The organism is Actinomadura sp. KC06 (assembly GCF_004348735.1).
GTDB lineage: Bacteria > Actinomycetota > Actinomycetes > Streptosporangiales > Streptosporangiaceae > Spirillospora.
In genome coordinates, this window is the sequence record NZ_SMKT01000115.1 from 1 (window position 1) to 18524 (window position 18524).

19 protein-coding genes and 1 pseudogene are annotated in these 18524 nt (G+C 71.6%); 9 read left to right on the forward strand and 11 right to left on the reverse strand.

Annotated features, from left to right (window positions below):
- The 5 genes and pseudogenes from E1287_RS29725 to E1287_RS29745 all read left to right on the forward strand — a co-directional run.
- Positions 1-985, forward strand: a 985-nt coding sequence (locus tag E1287_RS29725; RefSeq protein ID WP_131968577.1) for a chitinase, incomplete at its 5' end; no start/stop codon positions are given.
- A gap of 90 nt (positions 986-1075) precedes the next feature.
- Positions 1076-1192: pseudogene (locus E1287_RS29730) on the forward strand (MerR family transcriptional regulator); the annotation flags it as partial.
- A gap of 146 nt (positions 1193-1338) precedes the next feature.
- Complete coding sequence (locus E1287_RS29735) at positions 1339-1794, forward strand: SRPBCC family protein (protein ID WP_131968578.1); 456 nt, start codon at positions 1339-1341, stop codon at positions 1792-1794.
- A gap of 26 nt (positions 1795-1820) precedes the next feature.
- Positions 1821-2825, forward strand: a complete 1005-nt coding sequence (locus tag E1287_RS29740; protein ID WP_131968579.1) for a pyridoxal-phosphate dependent enzyme — start codon at positions 1821-1823, stop codon at positions 2823-2825.
- 109 nt (positions 2826-2934) lie between these two features.
- Complete coding sequence (locus E1287_RS29745) at positions 2935-3501, forward strand: hypothetical protein (protein ID WP_131968580.1); 567 nt, start codon at positions 2935-2937, stop codon at positions 3499-3501.
- Positions 3502-3527: 26 nt separating this feature from the next.
- Here the strand turns inward: E1287_RS29745 and E1287_RS29750 are convergent, their stop codons facing one another.
- Positions 3528-4217: a hypothetical protein gene (locus tag E1287_RS29750; protein ID WP_243719522.1), complete on the reverse strand. Its 690-nt coding sequence runs from the start codon at positions 4215-4217 to the stop codon at positions 3528-3530.
- 143 nt (positions 4218-4360) lie between these two features.
- Here E1287_RS29750 and E1287_RS29755 point away from each other — a divergent pair, with 143 nt between their 5' ends.
- Complete coding sequence (locus E1287_RS29755) at positions 4361-4612, forward strand: antibiotic biosynthesis monooxygenase family protein (protein WP_243719523.1); 252 nt, start codon at positions 4361-4363, stop codon at positions 4610-4612.
- Between the two features lie 18 nt (positions 4613-4630).
- Here the strand turns inward: E1287_RS29755 and E1287_RS29760 are convergent, their stop codons facing one another.
- Entirely contained in the window at positions 4631-5350 is a 720-nt protein-coding gene (locus E1287_RS29760; RefSeq protein ID WP_131968582.1) for a hypothetical protein, read from the reverse strand.
- A gap of 151 nt (positions 5351-5501) precedes the next feature.
- On the opposite strand from E1287_RS29760, the gene E1287_RS29765 reads away from it, so the two are divergent.
- Positions 5502-8615, forward strand: coding sequence for a BTAD domain-containing putative transcriptional regulator (locus E1287_RS29765; RefSeq protein WP_131968583.1), 3114 nt, complete (start codon positions 5502-5504; stop codon positions 8613-8615).
- Here E1287_RS29765 and E1287_RS29770 read toward each other — a convergent pair.
- Genes E1287_RS29770 through E1287_RS29780 form a run of 3 tightly spaced genes read right to left on the reverse strand, consistent with a single transcriptional unit; the run spans position 8597 to position 10740 of the window.
- Positions 8597-9421 (reverse strand): ABC transporter permease, encoded by an 825-nt coding sequence (locus tag E1287_RS29770; RefSeq protein ID WP_131968584.1) that lies wholly within the window; start codon positions 9419-9421, stop codon positions 8597-8599. The genes E1287_RS29765 and E1287_RS29770 overlap by 19 nt on opposite strands.
- A complete protein-coding gene (locus E1287_RS29775; protein ID WP_131968585.1) occupies positions 9418-10380 on the reverse strand; it encodes an ATP-binding cassette domain-containing protein in 963 nt (320 codons plus the stop codon). The genes E1287_RS29770 and E1287_RS29775 overlap by 4 nt, the downstream gene beginning before the upstream one ends.
- Positions 10381-10431: 51 nt before the next feature.
- Positions 10432-10740 carry a hypothetical protein gene (locus E1287_RS29780; RefSeq protein WP_131968586.1) on the reverse strand — a complete coding sequence of 103 codons (309 nt, stop codon included), beginning with the start codon at positions 10738-10740 and terminating at the stop codon, positions 10432-10434.
- Between the two features lie 331 nt (positions 10741-11071).
- On the opposite strand from E1287_RS29780, the gene E1287_RS29785 reads away from it, so the two are divergent.
- Complete coding sequence (locus tag E1287_RS29785) at positions 11072-11518, forward strand: ATP-binding protein (RefSeq protein WP_131968587.1); 447 nt, start codon at positions 11072-11074, stop codon at positions 11516-11518.
- Positions 11519-11584: 66 nt separating this feature from the next.
- Here the strand turns inward: E1287_RS29785 and E1287_RS29790 are convergent, their stop codons facing one another.
- From E1287_RS29790 to E1287_RS29800, 3 genes are all read right to left on the reverse strand, one after another.
- Entirely contained in the window at positions 11585-12238 is a 654-nt protein-coding gene (locus E1287_RS29790; RefSeq protein WP_131968588.1) for a choice-of-anchor P family protein, read from the reverse strand.
- A gap of 84 nt (positions 12239-12322) precedes the next feature.
- Positions 12323-13219, reverse strand: coding sequence for a L,D-transpeptidase (locus E1287_RS29795; RefSeq protein ID WP_131968589.1), 897 nt, complete (start codon positions 13217-13219; stop codon positions 12323-12325).
- Between the two features lie 197 nt (positions 13220-13416).
- Positions 13417-13890, reverse strand: a complete 474-nt coding sequence (locus tag E1287_RS29800; protein ID WP_131968590.1) for a MarR family transcriptional regulator — start codon at positions 13888-13890, stop codon at positions 13417-13419.
- A gap of 104 nt (positions 13891-13994) precedes the next feature.
- Here E1287_RS29800 and E1287_RS29805 point away from each other — a divergent pair, with 104 nt between their 5' ends.
- Positions 13995-15200 (forward strand): PP2C family protein-serine/threonine phosphatase, encoded by a 1206-nt coding sequence (locus tag E1287_RS29805; RefSeq protein WP_131968591.1) that lies wholly within the window; start codon positions 13995-13997, stop codon positions 15198-15200.
- Here the strand turns inward: E1287_RS29805 and E1287_RS29810 are convergent.
- The 3 genes from E1287_RS29810 to E1287_RS29820 are packed head-to-tail and all read right to left on the reverse strand — an operon-like array spanning position 15184 to position 18490.
- Positions 15184-15621 (reverse strand): response regulator, encoded by a 438-nt coding sequence (locus E1287_RS29810; protein WP_131968592.1) that lies wholly within the window; start codon positions 15619-15621, stop codon positions 15184-15186. The genes E1287_RS29805 and E1287_RS29810 overlap by 17 nt on opposite strands.
- A complete protein-coding gene (locus E1287_RS29815; RefSeq protein WP_131968593.1) occupies positions 15618-17291 on the reverse strand; it encodes an ATP-binding protein in 1674 nt (557 codons plus the stop codon). The genes E1287_RS29810 and E1287_RS29815 overlap by 4 nt, the downstream gene beginning before the upstream one ends.
- Positions 17291-18490 (reverse strand): fused response regulator/phosphatase, encoded by a 1200-nt coding sequence (locus E1287_RS29820; RefSeq protein WP_131968594.1) that lies wholly within the window; start codon positions 18488-18490, stop codon positions 17291-17293. Before E1287_RS29820 ends, E1287_RS29815 begins: the two co-directional genes overlap by 1 nt.
- Between the last annotated feature and the right edge of the window lie 34 nt (positions 18491-18524).

Below are 18524 nucleotides of genomic sequence, written 5' to 3' on the forward strand. Positions count from 1 at the left end.
TCCCACCACCGACCCGCCCGAGGGCGAGCCGACCTGCGCGGTGAAGGGCAAGCCCGCGGGCAAGATCCTGCAGGGCTACTGGGAGAACTGGGACGGCGCGGCCAACGGCGTCCACCCGCCGTTCGGCTGGAGCCCGATCGAGAACCCGGTCTTCAAGCAGCACGGCTACAACGTGTACAACGCGGCGTTCCCCGTCATCCGCTCCGACGGCACCGTCCTCTGGGAGGACGGCATGGACAACACCGTGAAGGTCGCCACCCCCGAGCAGATGTGCGCGGCCAAGGAGGCCGGCGCGACGATCCTGATGTCGATCGGCGGCGCGACCGCGGGCATCGACCTCGGCTCCCGCAGCGTCGCCGACCGGTTCATCCAGACGGTCGTGCCGATCCTGAAGAAGTACAACTTCGACGGCATCGACATCGACATCGAGACCGGCCTGACCGGGTCGGGCAGCCCCGCGACGCCGTCCACGTCGCAGGCCAACCTCATCCACATCATCGACGGCGTGCTCGCCGCGATGCCGTCCAACTTCGGGCTCACGATGGCGCCGGAGACCGCGTACGTGACCGGCGGCAGCGTCACCTACGGCTCCATCTGGGGCGCGTACCTGCCGATCATCAAGAAGTACGCCGACAACGGCCGCCTGTGGTGGCTGAACATGCAGTACTACAACGGCAGCATGTACGGCTGCTCCGGCGACTCCTACTCGGCCGGGACGGTCGAGGGCTTCGTCAAGCAGACCGAGTGCCTGAACAAGGGCCTCGTGGTCCAAGGCGTCACCATCAAGGTGCCCTACGACAAGCAGGCCCCGGGCCTGCCCGCGCAGCCGGGCGCCGGCGGCGGGTACATGTCGACGGGCCTGGTCGGCCAGGCATGGAACAGCTTCAACGGCCAGCTCAAGGGCCTGATGACCTGGTCCATGAACTGGGACGGCTCGAAGAACTGGACCTTCGGCGACAACGTCAAGAGGCTCCAGGGCCGCTAGCGATCTCTGATGGCGGCGGGCCCGGCGGTGACCACCGCCGGGCCCGTCCCATGTCCGACCTCGGCCGTTTGACCTTGACGCCGGTGTCAGCGCTACTACGAGCAGCAGGGGCTGCTGCCCGCGCGGCGCGCCGCCAACGGCTACCGGCAGTACGAGGAGTCGGACGTCCGGCTCGTCGCGGAGATCCGCTCGCTACTCGCGGCCGGCTGGAAAGGCCATTTCTGACGATCGTGCAACACGACGCCACCGCACCCCCTAGCCGCGCGACGCAACCACATCCTCCGGCACGGTGTTGTCGACACTGTCGGATGCGTCGGACATAGCGCAGCGCAAACGGACAGGGGCGCGCCAAGATGGCCAAGTCGTACTACAGCACAGTGATCGACCAGTCGGCGGATCAGATCTGGGGCCTCGTCCGGGACTTCGGCAGCTACCGGCAATGGATCCCCGACGCCGAGTGTTTCATCGAGGACGGCAAGCCGGGGGAGCAGGTCGGGGCGATCCGCAACGTCAGCTACGACGGACTGACCATCCGCCAGCAACTGGTCGCCCACTCCGACGCTGATCGCTCCTATTCCTACACCGCATTGGACCCGCTGCGGTTCCCGACCGTGCGGAACTTCCTCGCCACACAGCGGATCATCCCCGTAGCGGACGGCGACCGGGCGCTGGTGGAGTGGTACGTCACCTTCGACTGCCCCGCCGACGAGCACGACCATTGGATAGAGCAGTTCAAGACGCTGTTCGCCGGTTGGCTGGAGTCACTGCGCACGACGGTCTCTCGACCGGCCCGCCAAAGCCAGGCGTGAGTGTCTTATCCGGTGGGAGGCGTGGCATGCTGGGCGGCGTGGGCGATCTCGGTCGTGTTCGGCTCCGGCTCGATAGGATTCGCGCCTCGGTCGGCGAGATCGATCCGGTGTTCCTCGACACTCCCGCGCTGGAATGCGCGCCGCTCGGCCGGGCGCTCGGATGCTCGATGACGCTGAAGGTCGAGACGCTCAATCCGGTGCGGAGCTTCAAAGGGCGCGGCACCGAAACGGTGGCGGCCGCGGCCCGCGAGAATGGCGTGTCGCGAATGGTGTGCGCGAGCGCCGGGAATCTCGGGCAGGCGCTGGCCTACAGCGGCTCGCGCCGGGGCCTGGACGTCACCGTCGTGGCGGCGAGAACCGCCAACGCGCTCAAGCTGCGCCGGATCGCCGACCTCGGCGCGCGGGTCCGGCTCGTCGGCGAGGACATCGAGGACGCCCGGCTGCTGGCCCGCGAGATCGCGGAGAGCGATGGCGCCTACCTGCTCGAAGACAGCTTGGACCTGGCGACCTGCGAAGGCGCCGCCACGATCGGCCTTGAGCTCGTCCGGGACGATCCGGCGCTCGACGTCGTCCTCGTGGCCCTCGGCGGGGGTGCGCTGGCCAGCGGCGTGGGCTACGTCGTGCGTTCGCTCGCCGGGCACGCGCAGGTGATCGGAGTCCAGCCGGCCGGTGCGCCCGCGATGACACTGTCGTGGCGGCAAGGCACGGTCGTCGAGACCGACCGCATCGAGACCATCGCCGACGGCGTCGCGGGCCGCTGCCCGATCCCCGAGGTATTGGACGACCTGCTCCTCGTCCTCGACGAGGTCGTGCTCGTGACCGAGGACTCGATCAAGGCCGGAATGCGCATGCTCTACGAACACGCGGGGCTCGTCGTCGAGCCCTCCGCGGCGCTTGGGATCGCCGCCGTCCTGGAGCAGCCGGAGCGGTTCGCCGGACGGCGCGTCACCACCATCCTGTGCGGAAGCAATGTGGGACCGGCCGACTTCGCCCAATGGGTGCTGGAGCCTTTCACACGCGTCGGCCGCTGAACATCGGAGATATGGCTGCTCTTGACGCGCAATGCCGCCGGTGGAGGTCAGAACATAGACTTGATGTCTTGTTGTCGAAGCCTTGAAGGAGGCTGGGCATCATGGCGTCATGACGGAGATGGTCGATGACGTTATCGCCCGGTGGCGCGACAGTTTGACTTCGGAGAACATCGGCGACGAGCGGATCGACGGCGCCGCCCAGGGGACGATCGCCAGGCTGAGTGACGGGGATTCCTTTCAGGTCATCAGCGCCTTGGGCCTCTTGGCGGGCGTCAAGGCAGAGGTCGGCGGCCTCGCGGGGATCTCCGGCGATGACTCCTTTGAGGCGGTGGGCATCGCGTCGCAAATGGGGATTGAAGCGTCCCAGCTGGTTCCAGCGGACGCGGACGCGACGCTCGTCACTCCTCCCGACAGCTCCATTCCCACCCTGATATTCCGCGGTGCGGCCCGTGACGATCCATCACGCCTCGACTCGGCATTGACGGGCGCCATCCGGGATTCAAGGAGTCAGCTCAGCGACCAACTCGATCTGGCCGGGTCGCTGGATGCCCGGCCCTGGTATTGCGCCTGGATCTGCGCCCTCTGCGCAGCCGCGATCCTGGACGGCGTTCCCTTCGACGAAATTCCCGCCTGTGCGGGATGCCTGGTGTGCATAAGGCTGAATCCCCCGCAGTAAGGCGCATCCGCCGTCCCTCGGGCTGACTACGATGCCGGACTGCGTGGTGGCAGGTAGGGGCTGAAGTGGTCGGCGACGATGTCGGCGATGGCTGTGGCGTTGCTGGATCCGTCGACCTCGATCACGCGGATGCCGAGGTGTCGGGCGGAGCGGACGGCGTCGTCGGCGACGAGGCGGTCACGCTCCAGCCGGTTGCGTCGGGCCCGTTCGGGGTCGCTGACGTCGTGCCCGATGGTGGCGTCTCGGGGGAGTTCGCGGAGCTGGCGGTCGCGGAAAGCCTGGGTGGGCACCATGACGACCATTCGCCGGGGCGAGTCGATGATCGGGGCGACCAGCTCGGGGCGGAGCCCCCAGCCTTCGGCGATGATGGGGTGCCCGGAGACCAGGGAGCGCAGGTCGTCCAGGGCCCATTCGAAGCGGACCGGGAAGCCGGCCAGCGTTTCGGTGGCCATGTCCTCCGGGGTGGTGTTCACCCAGGTCTGGTCGGGGTCCGGGTCGGCAGGAGGGTGGCCGAGCTTGACGCGGCGAGCGATCCGGCGGTCGTTGTGGCCGCGGGCATCGTGGTAGTCGTAGTGGTAGGCGGTCAGCCCGTATTGGAGGGCCAGCAGCCGGGCGACGGTCGACTTGCCGGCCCATTGCCCGCCGCCGATCCATAGGACCCGGCGAAGCGTGCCGAAGGGATCCCACACTTGCTCTTGGGTATCGTTCCCGATCACGGATCTCCTCAGATACGGCGGCGGGGATTCCGATGGCGAACAGCGCGGTGGAGCGGGCAGGGCCGGGCTGGATTCCGATCGGGAGCGGTCGGGGTGACCAGAGGGCGAAGGCCAGGATGATCATTATTTCGGGGAAGCTGTACGTGGACGATCGCGAGGCCTATCTGGCGGGAAGCCGGGAGGTCGTCGAGCTGGCGCGGGCCGCGCCCGGCTGTCTCGACTTCGCGCTGTCGGCCGATCTGGTCGAGCCGGATCGGATCAACGTCTACGAGCGATGGGAGACCGACGAGGACCTCGAACGCTTCCGCGGCTCGGGGCCCGAGCCCGAGCAGGCCGCCCAGATCCGCGGCGCCGAGGTGATGCGGTACCGGATCTCCGGGGTCGAGGCCCCCTAGCCGGAATTCGGCAAAGGGCTATGACCAGGTGATCGGTCCGAGGTTGTAGTGCTTGTTGAAGTCTGGTGACGGGTCGTCCTCGAACTGGGTCTCCTTGCCGTAAGGCGGGTCGTGGTACTGCACTTCCGTCATGGGACGAGAGCGCGATGACACGCCGAGCAGGCAGGTCTTCCATTCGGCGCCCTTGCGGCCGAACTCGTCGGAATCGGGTGGGTTCCCTTCCCGGCAGCCCGGCAGGCCCTTCTCGCCGACCATGGTGACGGCGGGGCCGAAGTCGCCGAACTCGCCGTTGAAGCGCGGCGTGCCCGGCGAGAAGGCGTTGCCGCTCTCGTTGGTGACGGTGATTTTCGCGTAGTACGCGATGTGGCGCTTGAGCATCGCCCTGTCGTCATCGTCGAAGTTGCCTTGGACCTTTGAACCCGGGGCCGTCCGGATGCGCTGCACCACGATGCCGAGCACACCTTCGGCGTAGGTCTTCAGCAGGGGGTAATAGTGGCGGACGGGCACGATCGCCTTTTCGCCGAACTGCAATCGGGCCCCGGGCCGGGTCATTTCACCGGTCAGCCGGAGCGGTGCGGACGGAATCGCGGTCGTCCCGAAGGTCGGCTTCGACGTGGTGGGCGATGGGGCCTGTGGCGCGGTCGTGGTGGGAGCCGCCGACGGAGCGGCGGACTCACCCGCGGAACAGCCCGCCAGCATCAGGCAGCAGGGGAGCAGGACGAGGACACGGCTGCGCATATGCGAAGTATCTCTGAATGCCGCCGGGACCCGTCCTGAAATGGATCGCGCTCCACCAATCTGATCTTCCCCGGCAGGCGGCGCTCGCCGGGGAGCTGATCCTGCTGCTGCGCGCGGACGCGTGACGCGCGGCGCGTGGCAGAGTTGAGGGGTGCGCGTTGGGATTCTTGGTCCGCTGGCGGTGACGGACCAGGGGAAGGACGTCGCGATCGGGGGCGCGCGGCTGCGGGCGCTGATGATCCGGCTGGCGCTGGAGCCGGGACGGACGGTCACCGTCGAGTCGCTGGTCGATGCGCTGTGGCCGGACGGCGGCCCGGGAGATCGCGTCCATGCGTTGCAGGCGCTCGTCTCGCGGTTGCGGCGCGTCCTGCCTGCTGGTCGGCTGCGGTCGGTCCCCGGCGGTTACGTGTTGGACGCCGAGGCCGTGGATGCTCCCGAGTTCGAGCGGCTGGCGGCGGAAGGCGGCCGGGCGCTTGGTGACGGGGATGCGAAGCTCGCCGTCGAGCGGCTGACCAGCGCGCTTGAGCTGTGGCGGGGCGACGCGCTCGCGGACGCGGCGGGAATCCCGTTCGCCGACGCCGCGGCGGTGCGGCTGGAGGCGCTCCGGCTCGCGGCGACCGAGGACCGGGTGGCCGCCGAGCTGGCGACCGGCGCCGATCCGGTGCGGCCGGCGGCGGAGCTGGAGGAGCTGGCGGCGCGGCATCCGCTGCGGGAACGGCTGCGCGCCCTGCTGGTCGAGGCCCTGCACCGGGCCGGACGCTCGGCGGAGGCGCTCGCGGCGTTCGAGGAGTTCAGGGGACGTCTCGCCGAGGAACTGGGCGCCGACCCCGGGCAGGAGCTGCAGGACGCGTACCTGGCCGTGCTGCGGGCCGTCCCGCGCGTTCCGGACGGGACGGCGCGCGGCAACCTCAGAGTGCCGCCGACCAGCTTCGTCGGACGGGAGGCCGAACGCGCCTGGATCGCGCGGCGGCTCTGGGAAGGACGGCTCGTCACCCTGGTCGGGCCGGGAGGTTCGGGGAAGACGCGGCTGGCCACGACGGTCGGCGCGGAGCTGTCCGGGCGGTTCCCGGGCGGGGTGTGGCTGGTGGAGCTGGCCGCGGTCGGCGACCCCGACGAGGTGCCGCGGGCGGTCGCGGATGTGCTCGGCCTGCGGGACGGGACGAGCCACCTGGTCGAGGCGCTGTCCGCGGACGAGACGCTGATCGTCCTGGACAACTGCGAGCACGTCGTGGCGGCCGCCGCCCGGCTCACCGACGATCTCCTCGGCACCTGCCCCAGCCTGCGCGTCCTCGCGACGAGCCGGGAACGTCTCGGCGTCGACGGCGAGGCGCTGTGCCCGGTGCCGCCGCTCGACGTCCCCGAACCGGGCGGGGACGCATTGGAGTCGTCGGCGGTGGAGCTGTTCGCCGAGCGGGCGGCGGCCGTCCGGCCCGGGTTCACGCTGAGCGGAGACGACGCGAGCGTGGCCGGGGAGATCTGCCGCCGCCTGGACGGGTTGCCACTGGCGATCGAGCTGGCCGCGGCGCGGCTGCGCTCGATGTCGCTGGACCAGCTCGCCGCCCGCCTGGACGACCGCTTCCGCGTCCTGTCCGGCGGTAGCAGGACGGCCCTGACCCGGCACCGGACGCTGCGCGCCGTCGTCGCGTGGAGCTGGGACCTCCTGGACGGCGCCGAACGCCGGTTCGCCGAACGGCTGTCGGTGTTCCCCGGCACGATCACGCCGGAGACCGCGTCCCGCGTGACCGGCCTCCCGCAGGCTCTCGACGTGCTCGACTCGCTCGCCGACCGGTCGCTGCTCCAGGTCGTGGAGGGAGCCGAGCCGCGGTTCCGGATGCTGGAGACCATCCGCGAGTACGGGCGGGAGCGGCTGGCGGAGGCCGGGGAGCTGGACCGGGTCCGGGCCGAGCACGTCGCGTGCTTCCTCGACCTGGCGGAGCGGGCCGAGCCGCACCTGCGCGGCCCTGAGCAACTGGAGTGGTTCTTCCGGCTCGCGGCCGAGCGCGAGAACCTTGTCGCCGCCCTGCACCACGCCGTGGACGCGGGCGACGGCGGGTCCGCCGTCCGGCTGGGGGCGGCGCTGGCCACGTTCTGGATGATCCTCGGCGACCACGCCGAGGCGGCCCGCAGGCTGCGGCTCGCGCTGGAGGCGCCGCGCGAGGGAGGGCCCGTCCCGGACGGCGCGGAGGCGGTCGCGCTGGGCGGCTACCTGTTCAACACCGTCATGGCGGGCGGCGACGCTCGTGATGATCCGTTCATCGGCACGGCGGGACGCGACTCGGCGCACCCCCTCGCCGCGATGATCGAGCCCGCCATCGCGCTGCTCACCGACGACACGGCGCGCGGCGTCGCGGCCATCGACCGCCGCCTGCCCGAGCGCGACCCCTGGACGAGGGCCGCGCTGCATCTGATGCGGGCGATGCTCAACGGCAACCGGGGCGAGATGGACGCGGCCCACCGCGACATCGCCGTCGCCGTGGCCGGGTTCCGCGAGGCGGGAGAGCGGGTCGGCCTGTCACTCGCGCTCGTCTTCCTGGCCGACACGCAGACCGTCCGGGGAGATTTCGGCGCCGCCATCGCCGGGCTTGAGGAGTCGATCGAGCTGCTTCGCGGGCTGGACCAGGGCGAGAACACCGGCATGCAGCGGGTGATGCTCGCGGTGGCCCGGGCCCGGTCGGGCGACGTCCGGCGGGCCCGGGACGAGCTGACCGCGATGATCGCGCCGGGGGCCGGGACGCAGGCCCGCCACCTGGTGTCCGTCCGGCTGGCCCTCGGCGATCTCGCGCGGCACGCCGGTGACGCGGACGAGGCACGCGAGCACTACGGGGCCGCAGGACGCGAGCTCGGGCGGGTCCCGTCCTATCCGCAGTACGGGTCGCTGTACGAGACGGGGATGGCGCAGCTCGCGATCGGTGCCGGCCACCTGGACGCGGCGCGCGGGCATCTGCGCAAGGCGCTCGACCTCGCCGTCGACGGGCCGGACATGCCCATCGCCGCCGTCGCCGGAATCGCGATCGCCCGCCTCCGCGCCCACGCCGAACCGGAGGCGGCGGCCAGCGCCGATGCGGAGGCGGCGGCGGAGGTGCTCGGGGCGGCGTCCGTCCTGCGGGGCGCGCCCGACGCGTTCAACCCCGACGTCGTGCTCGTGACCCGCAGCCTCCGCCGGACGCTGGGCGAGCGCGCCTTCCGCGCCGCCTACGACCGGGGCGGACGCCTGGACGTGCCGGGCGTGCTCGCCCTGCTGGAAGATCAGCTCCGCCGCCGGTAGACGTAGCCGGCGAGCGGGCCGAACACGGCGAGGAAGCCCGCCGACCACAGCAGCGTCATGGTCGCGGGCTCCGCCACCGGGCCGCCGAGCAGGAGGCCGCGCGAGGCGTCCACGGCGTCGCTGACCGGGTTGACCTTCACCCACGCCTGCAGCCAGCCGGGCAGCGTGTCCGCCGGGACGACCATGTTCGTGCCGAACGCCAGCGGGAAGATCCCGAGGAACGCGACCGTCTGCACGACCGTGACCTCCCTGATCAGGACGCCGATCAGCACGTTGAGCCAGCTCAGCGAGAACCCCAGCGCGGTCGCCAGGCCCACGGCCGCCAGCGCGGACGCCAGGTCGGTCTGGGCGCGGAAGCCGAGCAGGTAGCCGGTGCCGAACAGGACCACCGCCGCGACGGCGTACCGGATCAGATCGCCCAGGACGAGGCCGATCAGCGGCGCGGACCGTCCGATCGGGAGGCTGCGGAACCGGTCGAACACGCCCTTCTTGACGTCGACGTTGATGCTGATCCCGGTGGAGAGCATCCCGGCCAGGAGCAACGTCATCACCAGCACGCCGGGGAACACGTACTGCAGGTAGTCGTGCGTGGAGCCGGAGACCGCGCCGCCGAACAGGTACACGAACAGCAGCAGGAACAGGATCGGCATGAAGAGCGCGTCGGTGAGCACTCCGGGGTTGCGTCTGGTTTTGATGAGGCTGCGTCCGGCGAGCAGGAGGCTGTGCCGCGCCAGCCTGTAGGGGCGCTTGGGGCGCGCGTCGTCTTGCACGGTCGCGTTGCCCGTTTCCAGGACGGTGTCAGTCATGCCGCCGCCTCCGCGTCGTCAGTGTGGTGGCCGGTCAGGGTGAAGAAGACCTCGTCCAGGCTGGGCAGGCGCAGCGACAGCTCGGTGACGCCGATCCCGGCGGCGTCCAGGCGGCGGACGGCCTCGGCGAACGCCCGCTCACCGTCGTCGCCGGTCACCGGTACCGAGATCACGTCGCGGCGGGGGGACTCGGCGTCCCGCCCCGACACCGCGTTCAGGATCGCCGCGGCCTCGATGAGCCGAGCCGGGTCACGGGGCCGGACGGTGATCGTCTGACCGCCCGCGACCCGCTTCAGCTCGGCGGGCGTGCCCGACGCGATCACCGTCCCGCGGTCGATGACGGTGATCTCGTCGGCGAGCGCGTCGGCCTCCTCCAGGTACTGCGTGGTCAGCAGGACGGTGCCGCCGCCGTCCGTCATCGAGCGGATCAGCCGCCACGCCTCCTCCCGCTTGCCCGGGTCGAGGCCGGTGGTCGGCTCGTCCAGGTAGATCACGGCGGGACGGCCGATCATGCTGGTGGCCAGGTCGAGGCGGCGCCGCATCCCGCCCGAATACGTCGACACGCGGCGTCCGGCATCGTCGGTCAGCTCGAACCGGTCCAGCAGGTCGGCGGCGCGGGCCTGCGCCTCCGCCTTGCGCAGATCGAGGAGCCGCCCGATGAGGACGAGGTTCTCCCGCGCGGTGAGGTCCTCGTCCACCGAGGCGTACTGGCCGGTGAGGCCGATCAGCTCGCGCACCCGGGCCGCGTCGCGGACGACGTCCAGCCCGCACACCTCCGCCCTGCCCGCGTCGGGCCGCAGCAGCGTCGCGAGGATCCGCACGCCCGTCGTCTTCCCTGCCCCGTTCGGCCCGAGAACGCCGAGGACCGTCCCCGAACGCGCCGCCAGCCCCACACCAGCCAGCGCTGTCGTCTTCCCGAATCGTTTGACCAGGCCATCGGCCTGAAACGCGTAGCTCATGCCACGAAGGCTGCCGCGCGCCGCTCACAAACCGCTCACACGCGGGATCGGTCAGCCCAGGTCGAACTTGACCTGCTCGCCCTCCACGGACGTGACCTTGATCGTCACACCGCCGACCTGGGCGCTCTCGCCCACCGCGACCTTCGTCGGCGCCGAGCCCCCGGCGGACACCGTCATGCCCTGAGCGGTGATCTCGGAGACCGTGACGTTTAAGTCCTTGACCTCAATGGTCTGTCCGGCGCCGGACACCGTCACGTGGCATTTGTCGTGCATGCAGGAGTACGAATTTCCCTGGCAGCCGCTGACCAGCAGTGCGGCGCCGAGCGCAAGTCCGGCCACGACGGGAACTGAACGGAACACCGGTCCTCCTCTGGCGAACACCATGTCGGAGGAATAGATGCACAAAGCCCGCCTCTAGTTCCTGGACGGGAGGGAAAGGTGGCGCGCAGGCGGGCCGAGGACGCGCAGGGGCTCAGGGCTGGAGGAGGAAGAGCTTGCGGTCGACGCGGTCCATCGCGCCTGACCACCGCCCCAGTCTGCCCGTCCGCCACGTCAGGTCAAGTGGTCCACGTCACAGCGGAATTCTCATCAAATGGCGGTAGGGCGCTGGTCGGCGCGGTTTTTCGGTGGCGGGAGTTTCCCGTGGAGATCAGCGGGAAATCTGGCTGCTAGAGGAACGGAGGCGATTGGCATGGAGGTCGTTCTCGAAATGACCCTGCCGAGGAACGCCGAGAGCGCGCCGCTGGTGCGGCATACGCTCGACGCCTCGCTCCGCGGGCTCGGGGTCGCCTCCGAGATCCGTGCCGACATCGCGCTCGCGCTCGGGGAGGCGTGCGCGAACGTCATCCAGCACGCCGCGAACGGACTGGAGTACGAGGTCCGGGCGCGGATGGACGGGACGAGATGCGTCGTCGAGGTCATCGACGGGGGCGCGGCGGACGACTCCGAGACCGCCGACACCGCCGAGCCTCGCCTCGAGTCCGGCGCCGCCGACTGGAACGACGCGCAGGCGCCGCTGCTGGCCGAGCACGGGCGGGGCTTTCAGCTGATGCGGGCGTTCACCGAGGAACTGCGCTTCGCCGACCGCGTCCACCGCGACGGCTCGATCGTGCATTTCGAGAAGTCGCTGGCGAGCTGACGGCGACGGCCCGGACGGAACCGATCCGCCGGGCCGCCGTATCGTGCGTCCGTCAAGGGCCGGGTGTCAGCCGGTGACGGGGAGGTCGCGCTTCACCGGCTTCGGGGCTGGCGCCTCGGCCGGAACCGACCCGCCCTTGCACATCGCGGACGCGATCCGGACCGTTGACGCCTTCCCCGGAAGCGGCAGCCGGAGCTCCATCGCGGTGACGGCGAGCCGGCCGTCCGCCATCCGCTGCTGCTTGTTGAGGATCAGCGAGGCGCGGCCGAGGCCGTCCACGTCGACCGGGATGGTGGTGTTCGGCGGCGGCGAGGCGTCCAGGCGCTTGCCCGCGAGGGCGGCGCGGGTCAGGTGGGCGGAGCCGCGTCCGCCGTCGCACTCGGCGGACACGGCGCTGGCCAGCAGCTGCGCGGGCGGGACGGCGAGCCGCGCGACGGTCGAGCGGGCGCGCGACGAGGAGGCGCTGACGTCCAGCGCGGACGCGTCGACCAGCTTGGTGTGGTTCTCGCGCGCCAGGCTCTTGCTGACCGGGCCCGCGGCGGACGAGACGGCGGGCATCGGCGGGACGGCCAGCGGCCCGTCGACCGTCAGCCCGTACGCCGACCCCTCGGGACGCGGGGCCGCCTTCGCCGGGGCCGGAACCGCGGCAGCGGCGGCGGCCAGGCCGGTGACCAGCAGGCCCGTGACCGTGAGCCGTTTGGAGGCATGGCTGAAACGCATGATCGTTCTCCGATTCTTGAGATCTGGGACGGATCCGGCCGCCGTGTCGCCGGTCGGCCGGCTGTAGCGGGGCTGCGGGCCGGCTCAGGCGGTGATGAGCACCAGCGAGCCGAGCGGGACGCGCGACAGCGTCCGGAGCGCGTCCTTCGGCACCCGGACGCAGCCGTGCGTGACGGCCTTGCCGAACACGGACGTGTCGGGCCAGCCGTGCAGGGCGACGGTGCCGGGACCGCCGCCGAAGGTGTCGAGGGTCGCGGAGTGCGTGCCGAGCGGCAGGACGAGGGGGCTCGGCGTCTTCTTGGCCGGGGCGAGCGTCGCCATGATGAACGTCCGGCCCTGCGGAGTCGGGGTCTTGGGGCCGCCGATCGCGACCGTCCACTGACCGGCCTTCCGCGCGGACTTGAGCAGCGTGAGCCGCCGCTTCGCGAGGTCGACCCGGACGGTGTAGGGCGTGCGCGCGGTGCTCAGCCCGGAACCGGAGATCCAGCCGCTCGACCCGTTGGGCTTGGACGGCAGCAGCACGCGGCGCCAGTTGCCGGAGCTCTCCACCACGGGCACCCAGGTGGGCCCGCCGAGCTGCTCGGCGGGGAGCGTGGCGACGGGCCGTCCGCCGGGACGGTCGAACACCGCGACCGGGCCGTCCGGACGCACGACCAGGCCGTCGGTGGCGCGGCCCGGCGCGGTGTCCTTGGGCGCGCCGGAGACGGTGGCGAACGTGGTGGCCTCGGGGATCCTGGACATGCCCGCCCTGTCGGCGGACGTGGCAGGCCCGGCCGACCCGGTGGACGCGGCGCCCTGGGGGGAGCCCCCGCAGCCACCGAGCAGCAGCACGGCGGCGACCGCCGGCACCAGGGGCGCACCGGCCGCCGAGATCAGTCGCGCAGCGGTCGCCGGGATCGGGCGCGCACGCGCCGCAGCGACCGGGTCCCGGACGGCCGGAACGGCGCGGTGAGAATGCCGCGCGGCTTTTTGAATCGCCATGAGGCGGGATGTTACTGCTGCTTGGAGGGCGCGCAGCGGAAATGGCCAAAATCAAGCCCGAGGCCGCCCGCTAAAATGGCGTTATTCTCCGAACTATTGGAAGGTTCGCACGCAGCAGGCAGTTCAGAAGAAAAGCGGATATTTAAGGACGGCTCAGGCGGGCATGGAGGGTTCAGGAGGGTCAGGCCGGCACGGGTTCAGGCCGGCATGGAGAAGGAGCCGCCCTCGGAGCCCGGCTTGGAGGCCGCCTCGTGGAACTCGGTGAGCCCCCACAGCAGCGCCGCCCGCGCGGGCGCCGGCATCGAGGCCAGCACGCGGGTCAGCTCCTCGCGCCGGTGCCGCCGCAGCCGGTCGAGCAGCGCCTGCCCGTCCGCGCTCAGCCGCACCGTGACCTCGCGGCGGTCGCGGCCGTGGTCGCGGGTCAGCAGCCCGGACGCCTCCAGCCGGTCGCACAGCCGGCTCGCGGACGACACCAGCGCGCCGAGCTCGCCCGCCAGGTTGCTGACGTTCATCCCCCCGCGCTCCAGCACGAACAGCGCGCGGAGCTGCGTCGACGGAACCGGTACATCCGACGCGTTATGGGCACGGGACCACACGTCCATCAGGGTGAACGCGGCGTCGTCGAGCGCGGCCGCGGATTCCGCGGCTCCCTCACCCGACGTCCCCACCATGACTCCCACTGTTACACACCACGTCGCCCGAAGGCATCCCGCGCCCGCGGGCCCGCCGTCCCCCCGGCGGCGTCAACCTCCGTCAGAAAGGAGTCCGCGCCGATATGAGCAACTATGAGAGACCCGTGGAGGACGAGTTCCGCGGCATCGAGCAGGCCCTCTGGGCGGCGCCTCCGCACCGGCTCGCCGAAGTGGCGAACGGGCTGATCGAGCAGTACGCGAACGGCGGCGACGCGGGCGTCCTCCTCATCGACTACCGGCAGGCGTTCCTGGTCCCGACCGTCCGGGGACGTCCGGACGTGCCGGTCGACAACACCTTTCCGGGACGGGCGTTCGCGTCGCAGCGGATCGTCCGGGAACCGCCCCGGGAGGACGGCGGCCGCCTCGTCCACCTGCCGCTGTCCGTGCAGGGCGAGCGCCTCGGCGTGCTGTCCGTCGGGCTCCCGGACGGCGCGCCCGCCTGGCTGGAGGACTTCGCGGTCGTCGTCGCCCGCGCCCTGAAGATGGCGAACCAGAGCACCGACCTGTTCCGGCGCATCCGGCGGCGGACCCGGCTGACGCTCGCGGCCGAAATCCAATGGGAACTGCTGCCGGCGCCGTCCTGCGACGCCGCCGAATTCCATTTCGCGGGGCAGCTCGAACCCGCCTACGCGGTGTGGGGCGACAATTTCGACTGGGCGGCGTCCGAGGAAAGGCTCACGCTGACGGTCAGCAACGGAATGGGCTCGGGAACGGACGCGGCCGTGCTCACCCACCTCGCGATCAGCGCGCTGCGGAACGCGCGGCGGTCCGGCGGCGACCTCGTCGAGCAGGCCGCGCTCGCCGACCAGACGCTGTTCGCGCGGCACCGCGGCGAGCAGCACGTGGCCACGCTGCTGCTGGACTTCGACCTCGCGACCGGACGGGTCCGGGCGGTCGACGCGGGCTCGCCGATGATCTTCCGGGTGCGGGACGGGTCCCCCGAGAGCATCGGGTTCGACGCGCAGATGCCGCTCGGGATGTTCGGCGACACCCTGTACGAGGTGGAGGAGTTCACCGTCCGGCCCGGGGACCGGCTGGTGCTGGTCAGCGACGGGGTGCACGCGGCGCTGTCCCCGGCCGGGGTGCCGTTCACGCGGTCGGCGCTGGCGCAGGCGATGCGCGCCACCCGGATGCAGGCGCCGCCCGAGGCCGTCCGCACCATGATCCGGCACTTCATCGCCTTCCACGAGGACACCGAACCGGCCGACGACGCGGTGATCGTCTGCCTCGACTGGACCGGACGGGACGGCGGAGCGGTCAGCGGCGGGGCCGTCAGCGGGGGAGCTTGACCACGGTCACGAAGAAGTCGTCGATCCGGCGGACGACGGAGATGAACTGGTCGAAGTCGACGGGCTTGGTGACGTAGGCGTTGGCGTGCAGGTGGTAGCTGCGCAGGATGTCCTCCTCCGCCTCGGACGTGGTGAGCACGACGACGGGGATGGGCCGCAGGCCGGGGTCCGCCTTGATCTCGCCGAGCACCTCCCGGCCGTCCTTGCGCGGCAGGTTCAGATCGAGGAGCACCAGGTCGGGACGCGGGACGTCCGCGTACTCGCCCTCCTGCCGCAGGAACGCCATCGCCTGCTCGCCGTCGTTGACGACGTGCAGCGCGTTGCGGACCTTGTTGTGCTCCAGCGCCTCGACGGTCAGCAGGACGTCGCCGGGGTCGTCCTCGACGAGCAGGATCTCTATGGGGTGGGGGGCTTCGCTCATTGGGTGTCCCTCTTCGTTGCCGTGTCCGTGCGCGGGGCGCCGATGCTCGCCCGGTTCCGGGCCGGCAACGTCCAGTGGAAGGTGGTGCCGGGGGTGCCGGAGGCGGCCGTGTCGAGCCAGATGCGGCCGCCGTGGTACTCGACGATCTTCTTGCAGAGGGCCAGGCCGATGCCCGTGCCGGTGTACTGGTCGCGCGGATGGAGCCGCTGGAAGATCAGGAAGATCCGGTCGGCGTGCCGGGGCTCGATGCCGATGCCGTTGTCGGCGCAGCGGAACTCCCACTCGCCTCCGGCCCGCCGGGCGTCGACGGTGATGCGGGGCGGCTCGTCCGGGCGGCGGAACTTGATCGCGTTGCCGAGGACGTTCTGGAAGAGCTGGACGAGCTGGGTGCGGTCGCCGGGGACGCTCGGCAGCTCGCCGACGTCCACCCGGGCGCCCGTCTCCTCGCGCAGCGCGGCGAGGTTGTCCATGGCGCGCTGGGCCACGTCGTTGAGGTCGACGGATTCCTCCAGGTCGGCCAGGCGCCCGGCCCTGGAGAAGCCCAGCAGGTCGTTGATGAGGGCCTGCATGCGCTTGGCGCCGTCCACGGCGAACTCGATGTAGCGGAGCCCGCGCTCGTCGAGCTGGTCCCCGTACCGGCGTTCGAGCATCTGGCAGAAGCTCGCGACCTTGCGCAGCGGCTCCTGCAGGTCGTGGCTCGCGACGTAGGCGAACTGCTCCAGCTCGGCGTTGGACCGGCGCAGCTCCTCGGCCTGCTCGTCCAGCAGCCGCGTCTGCTCGACGGTGGCCCGCCACTCGTCGATGATCCGGTCCCGCATCGCGTCGATGATCACGGCGAGCTCGTTGATCTCGGACGGGCCGGGCACGTCCAGCGGATGCCCGAAGTCGCCCTGCGCCACCGCGCGGACCCGTCCGGTCAGCGTGGACACGGGCGTCAGGACGGTCCGCCTGATCAGCACGGTCAGCGCGAGCGCGGCCAGCACGACGAGGGCGAGCGCGGCGGCGATCGACCACATGGCCGTCGTGGCGCGGGACCGGAGCCTGTCGGCGGCCCGGTCGTGCAGCCTGGTCAGACCGGCCTGCAGCGGAGTCATGTCGCCGCGCGCCTGGCTGAGCAGCCGCCGCGACAGGCGGCTCTGATCGGGCTCCAGGCCCTGGCCGCCGGGCCCGGCCGCGACCCGGTCGGCGAAGGCGGTGCGCCACGCGCGGGAATCGGTGGTCGCCGTGTCCAGCAGGTGGACGACGTTCTCGCTGCCGGGCACTCCGTCCAGCAGGCGGCGCATGCGGGCCGCGGCCGCCTCCTCCTGCGCGACGGCCGCGCGGTACTCGGTGAGCCAGCCCCGCCCGCCGTCCATCGCGTACTCGCGGATGGCCGTGTCCTGGGCGCTGACCGCCGACGAGAGCTGGAACTGCTCCAGCGCCGCCGGGTCGACCTGGTCGATCAGGACGTCCCGCGCCTCGTTGTTCTCGTACAGCGCCGACGCGGTCTGCGCGAACGCGACCAGCAGGAGGACGCCGAGGACGATCGAGCCGATCCGGTAGATCTGGACGAGCCGGATCCGGCCCATCCCGCGCGCCCCCGGGATGTCCGCCGCGAGCACGACGGGCGGCGCGGAGACCCGCCGGTCCTCCGGCTCCGGCGCGTCGCTTCCGGGCTCGCCGGGCGTCATCAATCGTCGCCCCGGCTCAGTAGCAGCACGGCCAGATCGTCGGACAGGACGTCCCCGTTCAGCCGTTCCGCCTCCGCGATGAGCCCGTCCACCAGCGCGTCGCCGCGCTGCCCGTCGCCGTGCGCGGCCGTCGCCAGCTCCAGCAGCCCGGACAGGTCGAGATAACCGCCGTCGTCGCCCGCGAACCCCTCGATGAGCCCGTCGGTGTAGAGCATCAGTCCCCACGAGTCGCCGAGTTCGAGGTCGACGGCGGGCCACTCCACGCCGGGGATCAGCCCGAGCAGCCCGAGCGCGGGGCCGCGCGGCTCGTCCGGGACGGGCCGCACGCCGTCCGGCCCGAAGAACAGCGGGCGCGGATGCCCGGCCCGGTGCAGCCGCGCGGTGCGCCGGTCGGGCGCGATCGTCAGCATGCACACCGTGGTGAAGATCTCCTCGCCCGACCGCTCGTGCTGCAGGACGGCGTCGAGCGTGTCCAGGAGCCGGTCCCCGGTGTGCCCGGCGAGGACGAGCGTCCGCCACGCCATGCGGAGCCGCACCCCGAGGGACGCCTCGTCCGCGCCGTGCCCGCTGACGTCGCCGATCACGACGTGCACGGCGCCGTCCGCGGTCTCGACGGTGTCGTGGAAGTCGCCGCCGAGCAGGGCGCGGTCGCGTCCGGGGCGGTACCGGGTGTGGTGCCGCAGCGTCGCGTCGGTGAGGATCGGGACGGGCAGCAGCCCGCGCTCCAGCCGCGCGTTCTCCCTGCTCAGCGCGCGTGCCTCGACGAGCTGCCGCTCCGACTCGTCGGCGCGCTTGCGCTCGATCGCGTAGCTGATGGCGCGGGTGAGCAGGGCGCCGTCCACGTCCTGCTTGACGAGGTAGTCCTGCGCGCCCGCGGCGACGGCCTCCACGCCGACGTGCTCGTCGGCGAGCCCGGTCAGCACCAGGACGGCGGTGGACGGGGCGTGCCCGCGGACCTGCCGCAGCGCGTCCAGGCCCTCCGCGTCCGGCAGCGACAGGTCGACGATGACGCACTGGATCTCGGCCCGCAGCGCGGCCAGCGCCTCGGCGAGCGTCGTCGCGACCGTGATCCGCACGTCGGGCTGCGCCTCGGTCAGCAGCTCCTCGAACAGGAATGCGTCGCCCGGATCGTCCTCGACGAGGAGCAGGTGCGGGGACCCGGCGACACCGAGGAGCCTTTCGGCGCCGCGACTGTGCATCGCGGTCATCATTCAGCTCCCTTGGCGTCGTCGT

Excerpts from the sequence above, each read along its gene's own strand:
- E1287_RS29735 (WP_131968578.1), top strand. The coding sequence starts at position 1,339 with ATGGCCAAGTCGTACTACAGCACAGTGATCGACCAGTCGGCGGATCAG.
- E1287_RS29740 (WP_131968579.1), top strand. The coding sequence starts at position 1,821 with ATGCTGGGCGGCGTGGGCGATCTCGGTCGTGTTCGGCTCCGGCTCGAT.
- E1287_RS29745 (WP_131968580.1), top strand. The coding sequence starts at position 2,935 with ATGACGGAGATGGTCGATGACGTTATCGCCCGGTGGCGCGACAGTTTG.
- E1287_RS29760 (WP_131968582.1), bottom strand. The coding sequence starts at position 5,350 with ATGCGCAGCCGTGTCCTCGTCCTGCTCCCCTGCTGCCTGATGCTGGCG.
- E1287_RS29770 (WP_131968584.1), bottom strand. The coding sequence starts at position 9,421 with ATGACTGACACCGTCCTGGAAACGGGCAACGCGACCGTGCAAGACGAC.
- E1287_RS29775 (WP_131968585.1), bottom strand. The coding sequence starts at position 10,380 with ATGAGCTACGCGTTTCAGGCCGATGGCCTGGTCAAACGATTCGGGAAG.
- E1287_RS29785 (WP_131968587.1), top strand. The coding sequence starts at position 11,072 with ATGGAGGTCGTTCTCGAAATGACCCTGCCGAGGAACGCCGAGAGCGCG.
- E1287_RS29790 (WP_131968588.1), bottom strand. The coding sequence starts at position 12,238 with ATGCGTTTCAGCCATGCCTCCAAACGGCTCACGGTCACGGGCCTGCTG.
- E1287_RS29795 (WP_131968589.1), bottom strand. The coding sequence starts at position 13,219 with ATGGCGATTCAAAAAGCCGCGCGGCATTCTCACCGCGCCGTTCCGGCC.
- E1287_RS29800 (WP_131968590.1), bottom strand. The coding sequence starts at position 13,890 with ATGGTGGGGACGTCGGGTGAGGGAGCCGCGGAATCCGCGGCCGCGCTC.
- E1287_RS29805 (WP_131968591.1), top strand. The coding sequence starts at position 13,995 with ATGAGCAACTATGAGAGACCCGTGGAGGACGAGTTCCGCGGCATCGAG.
- E1287_RS29810 (WP_131968592.1), bottom strand. The coding sequence starts at position 15,621 with ATGAGCGAAGCCCCCCACCCCATAGAGATCCTGCTCGTCGAGGACGAC.
- E1287_RS29815 (WP_131968593.1), bottom strand. The coding sequence starts at position 17,291 with ATGACGCCCGGCGAGCCCGGAAGCGACGCGCCGGAGCCGGAGGACCGG.
- E1287_RS29820 (WP_131968594.1), bottom strand. The coding sequence starts at position 18,490 with ATGCACAGTCGCGGCGCCGAAAGGCTCCTCGGTGTCGCCGGGTCCCCG.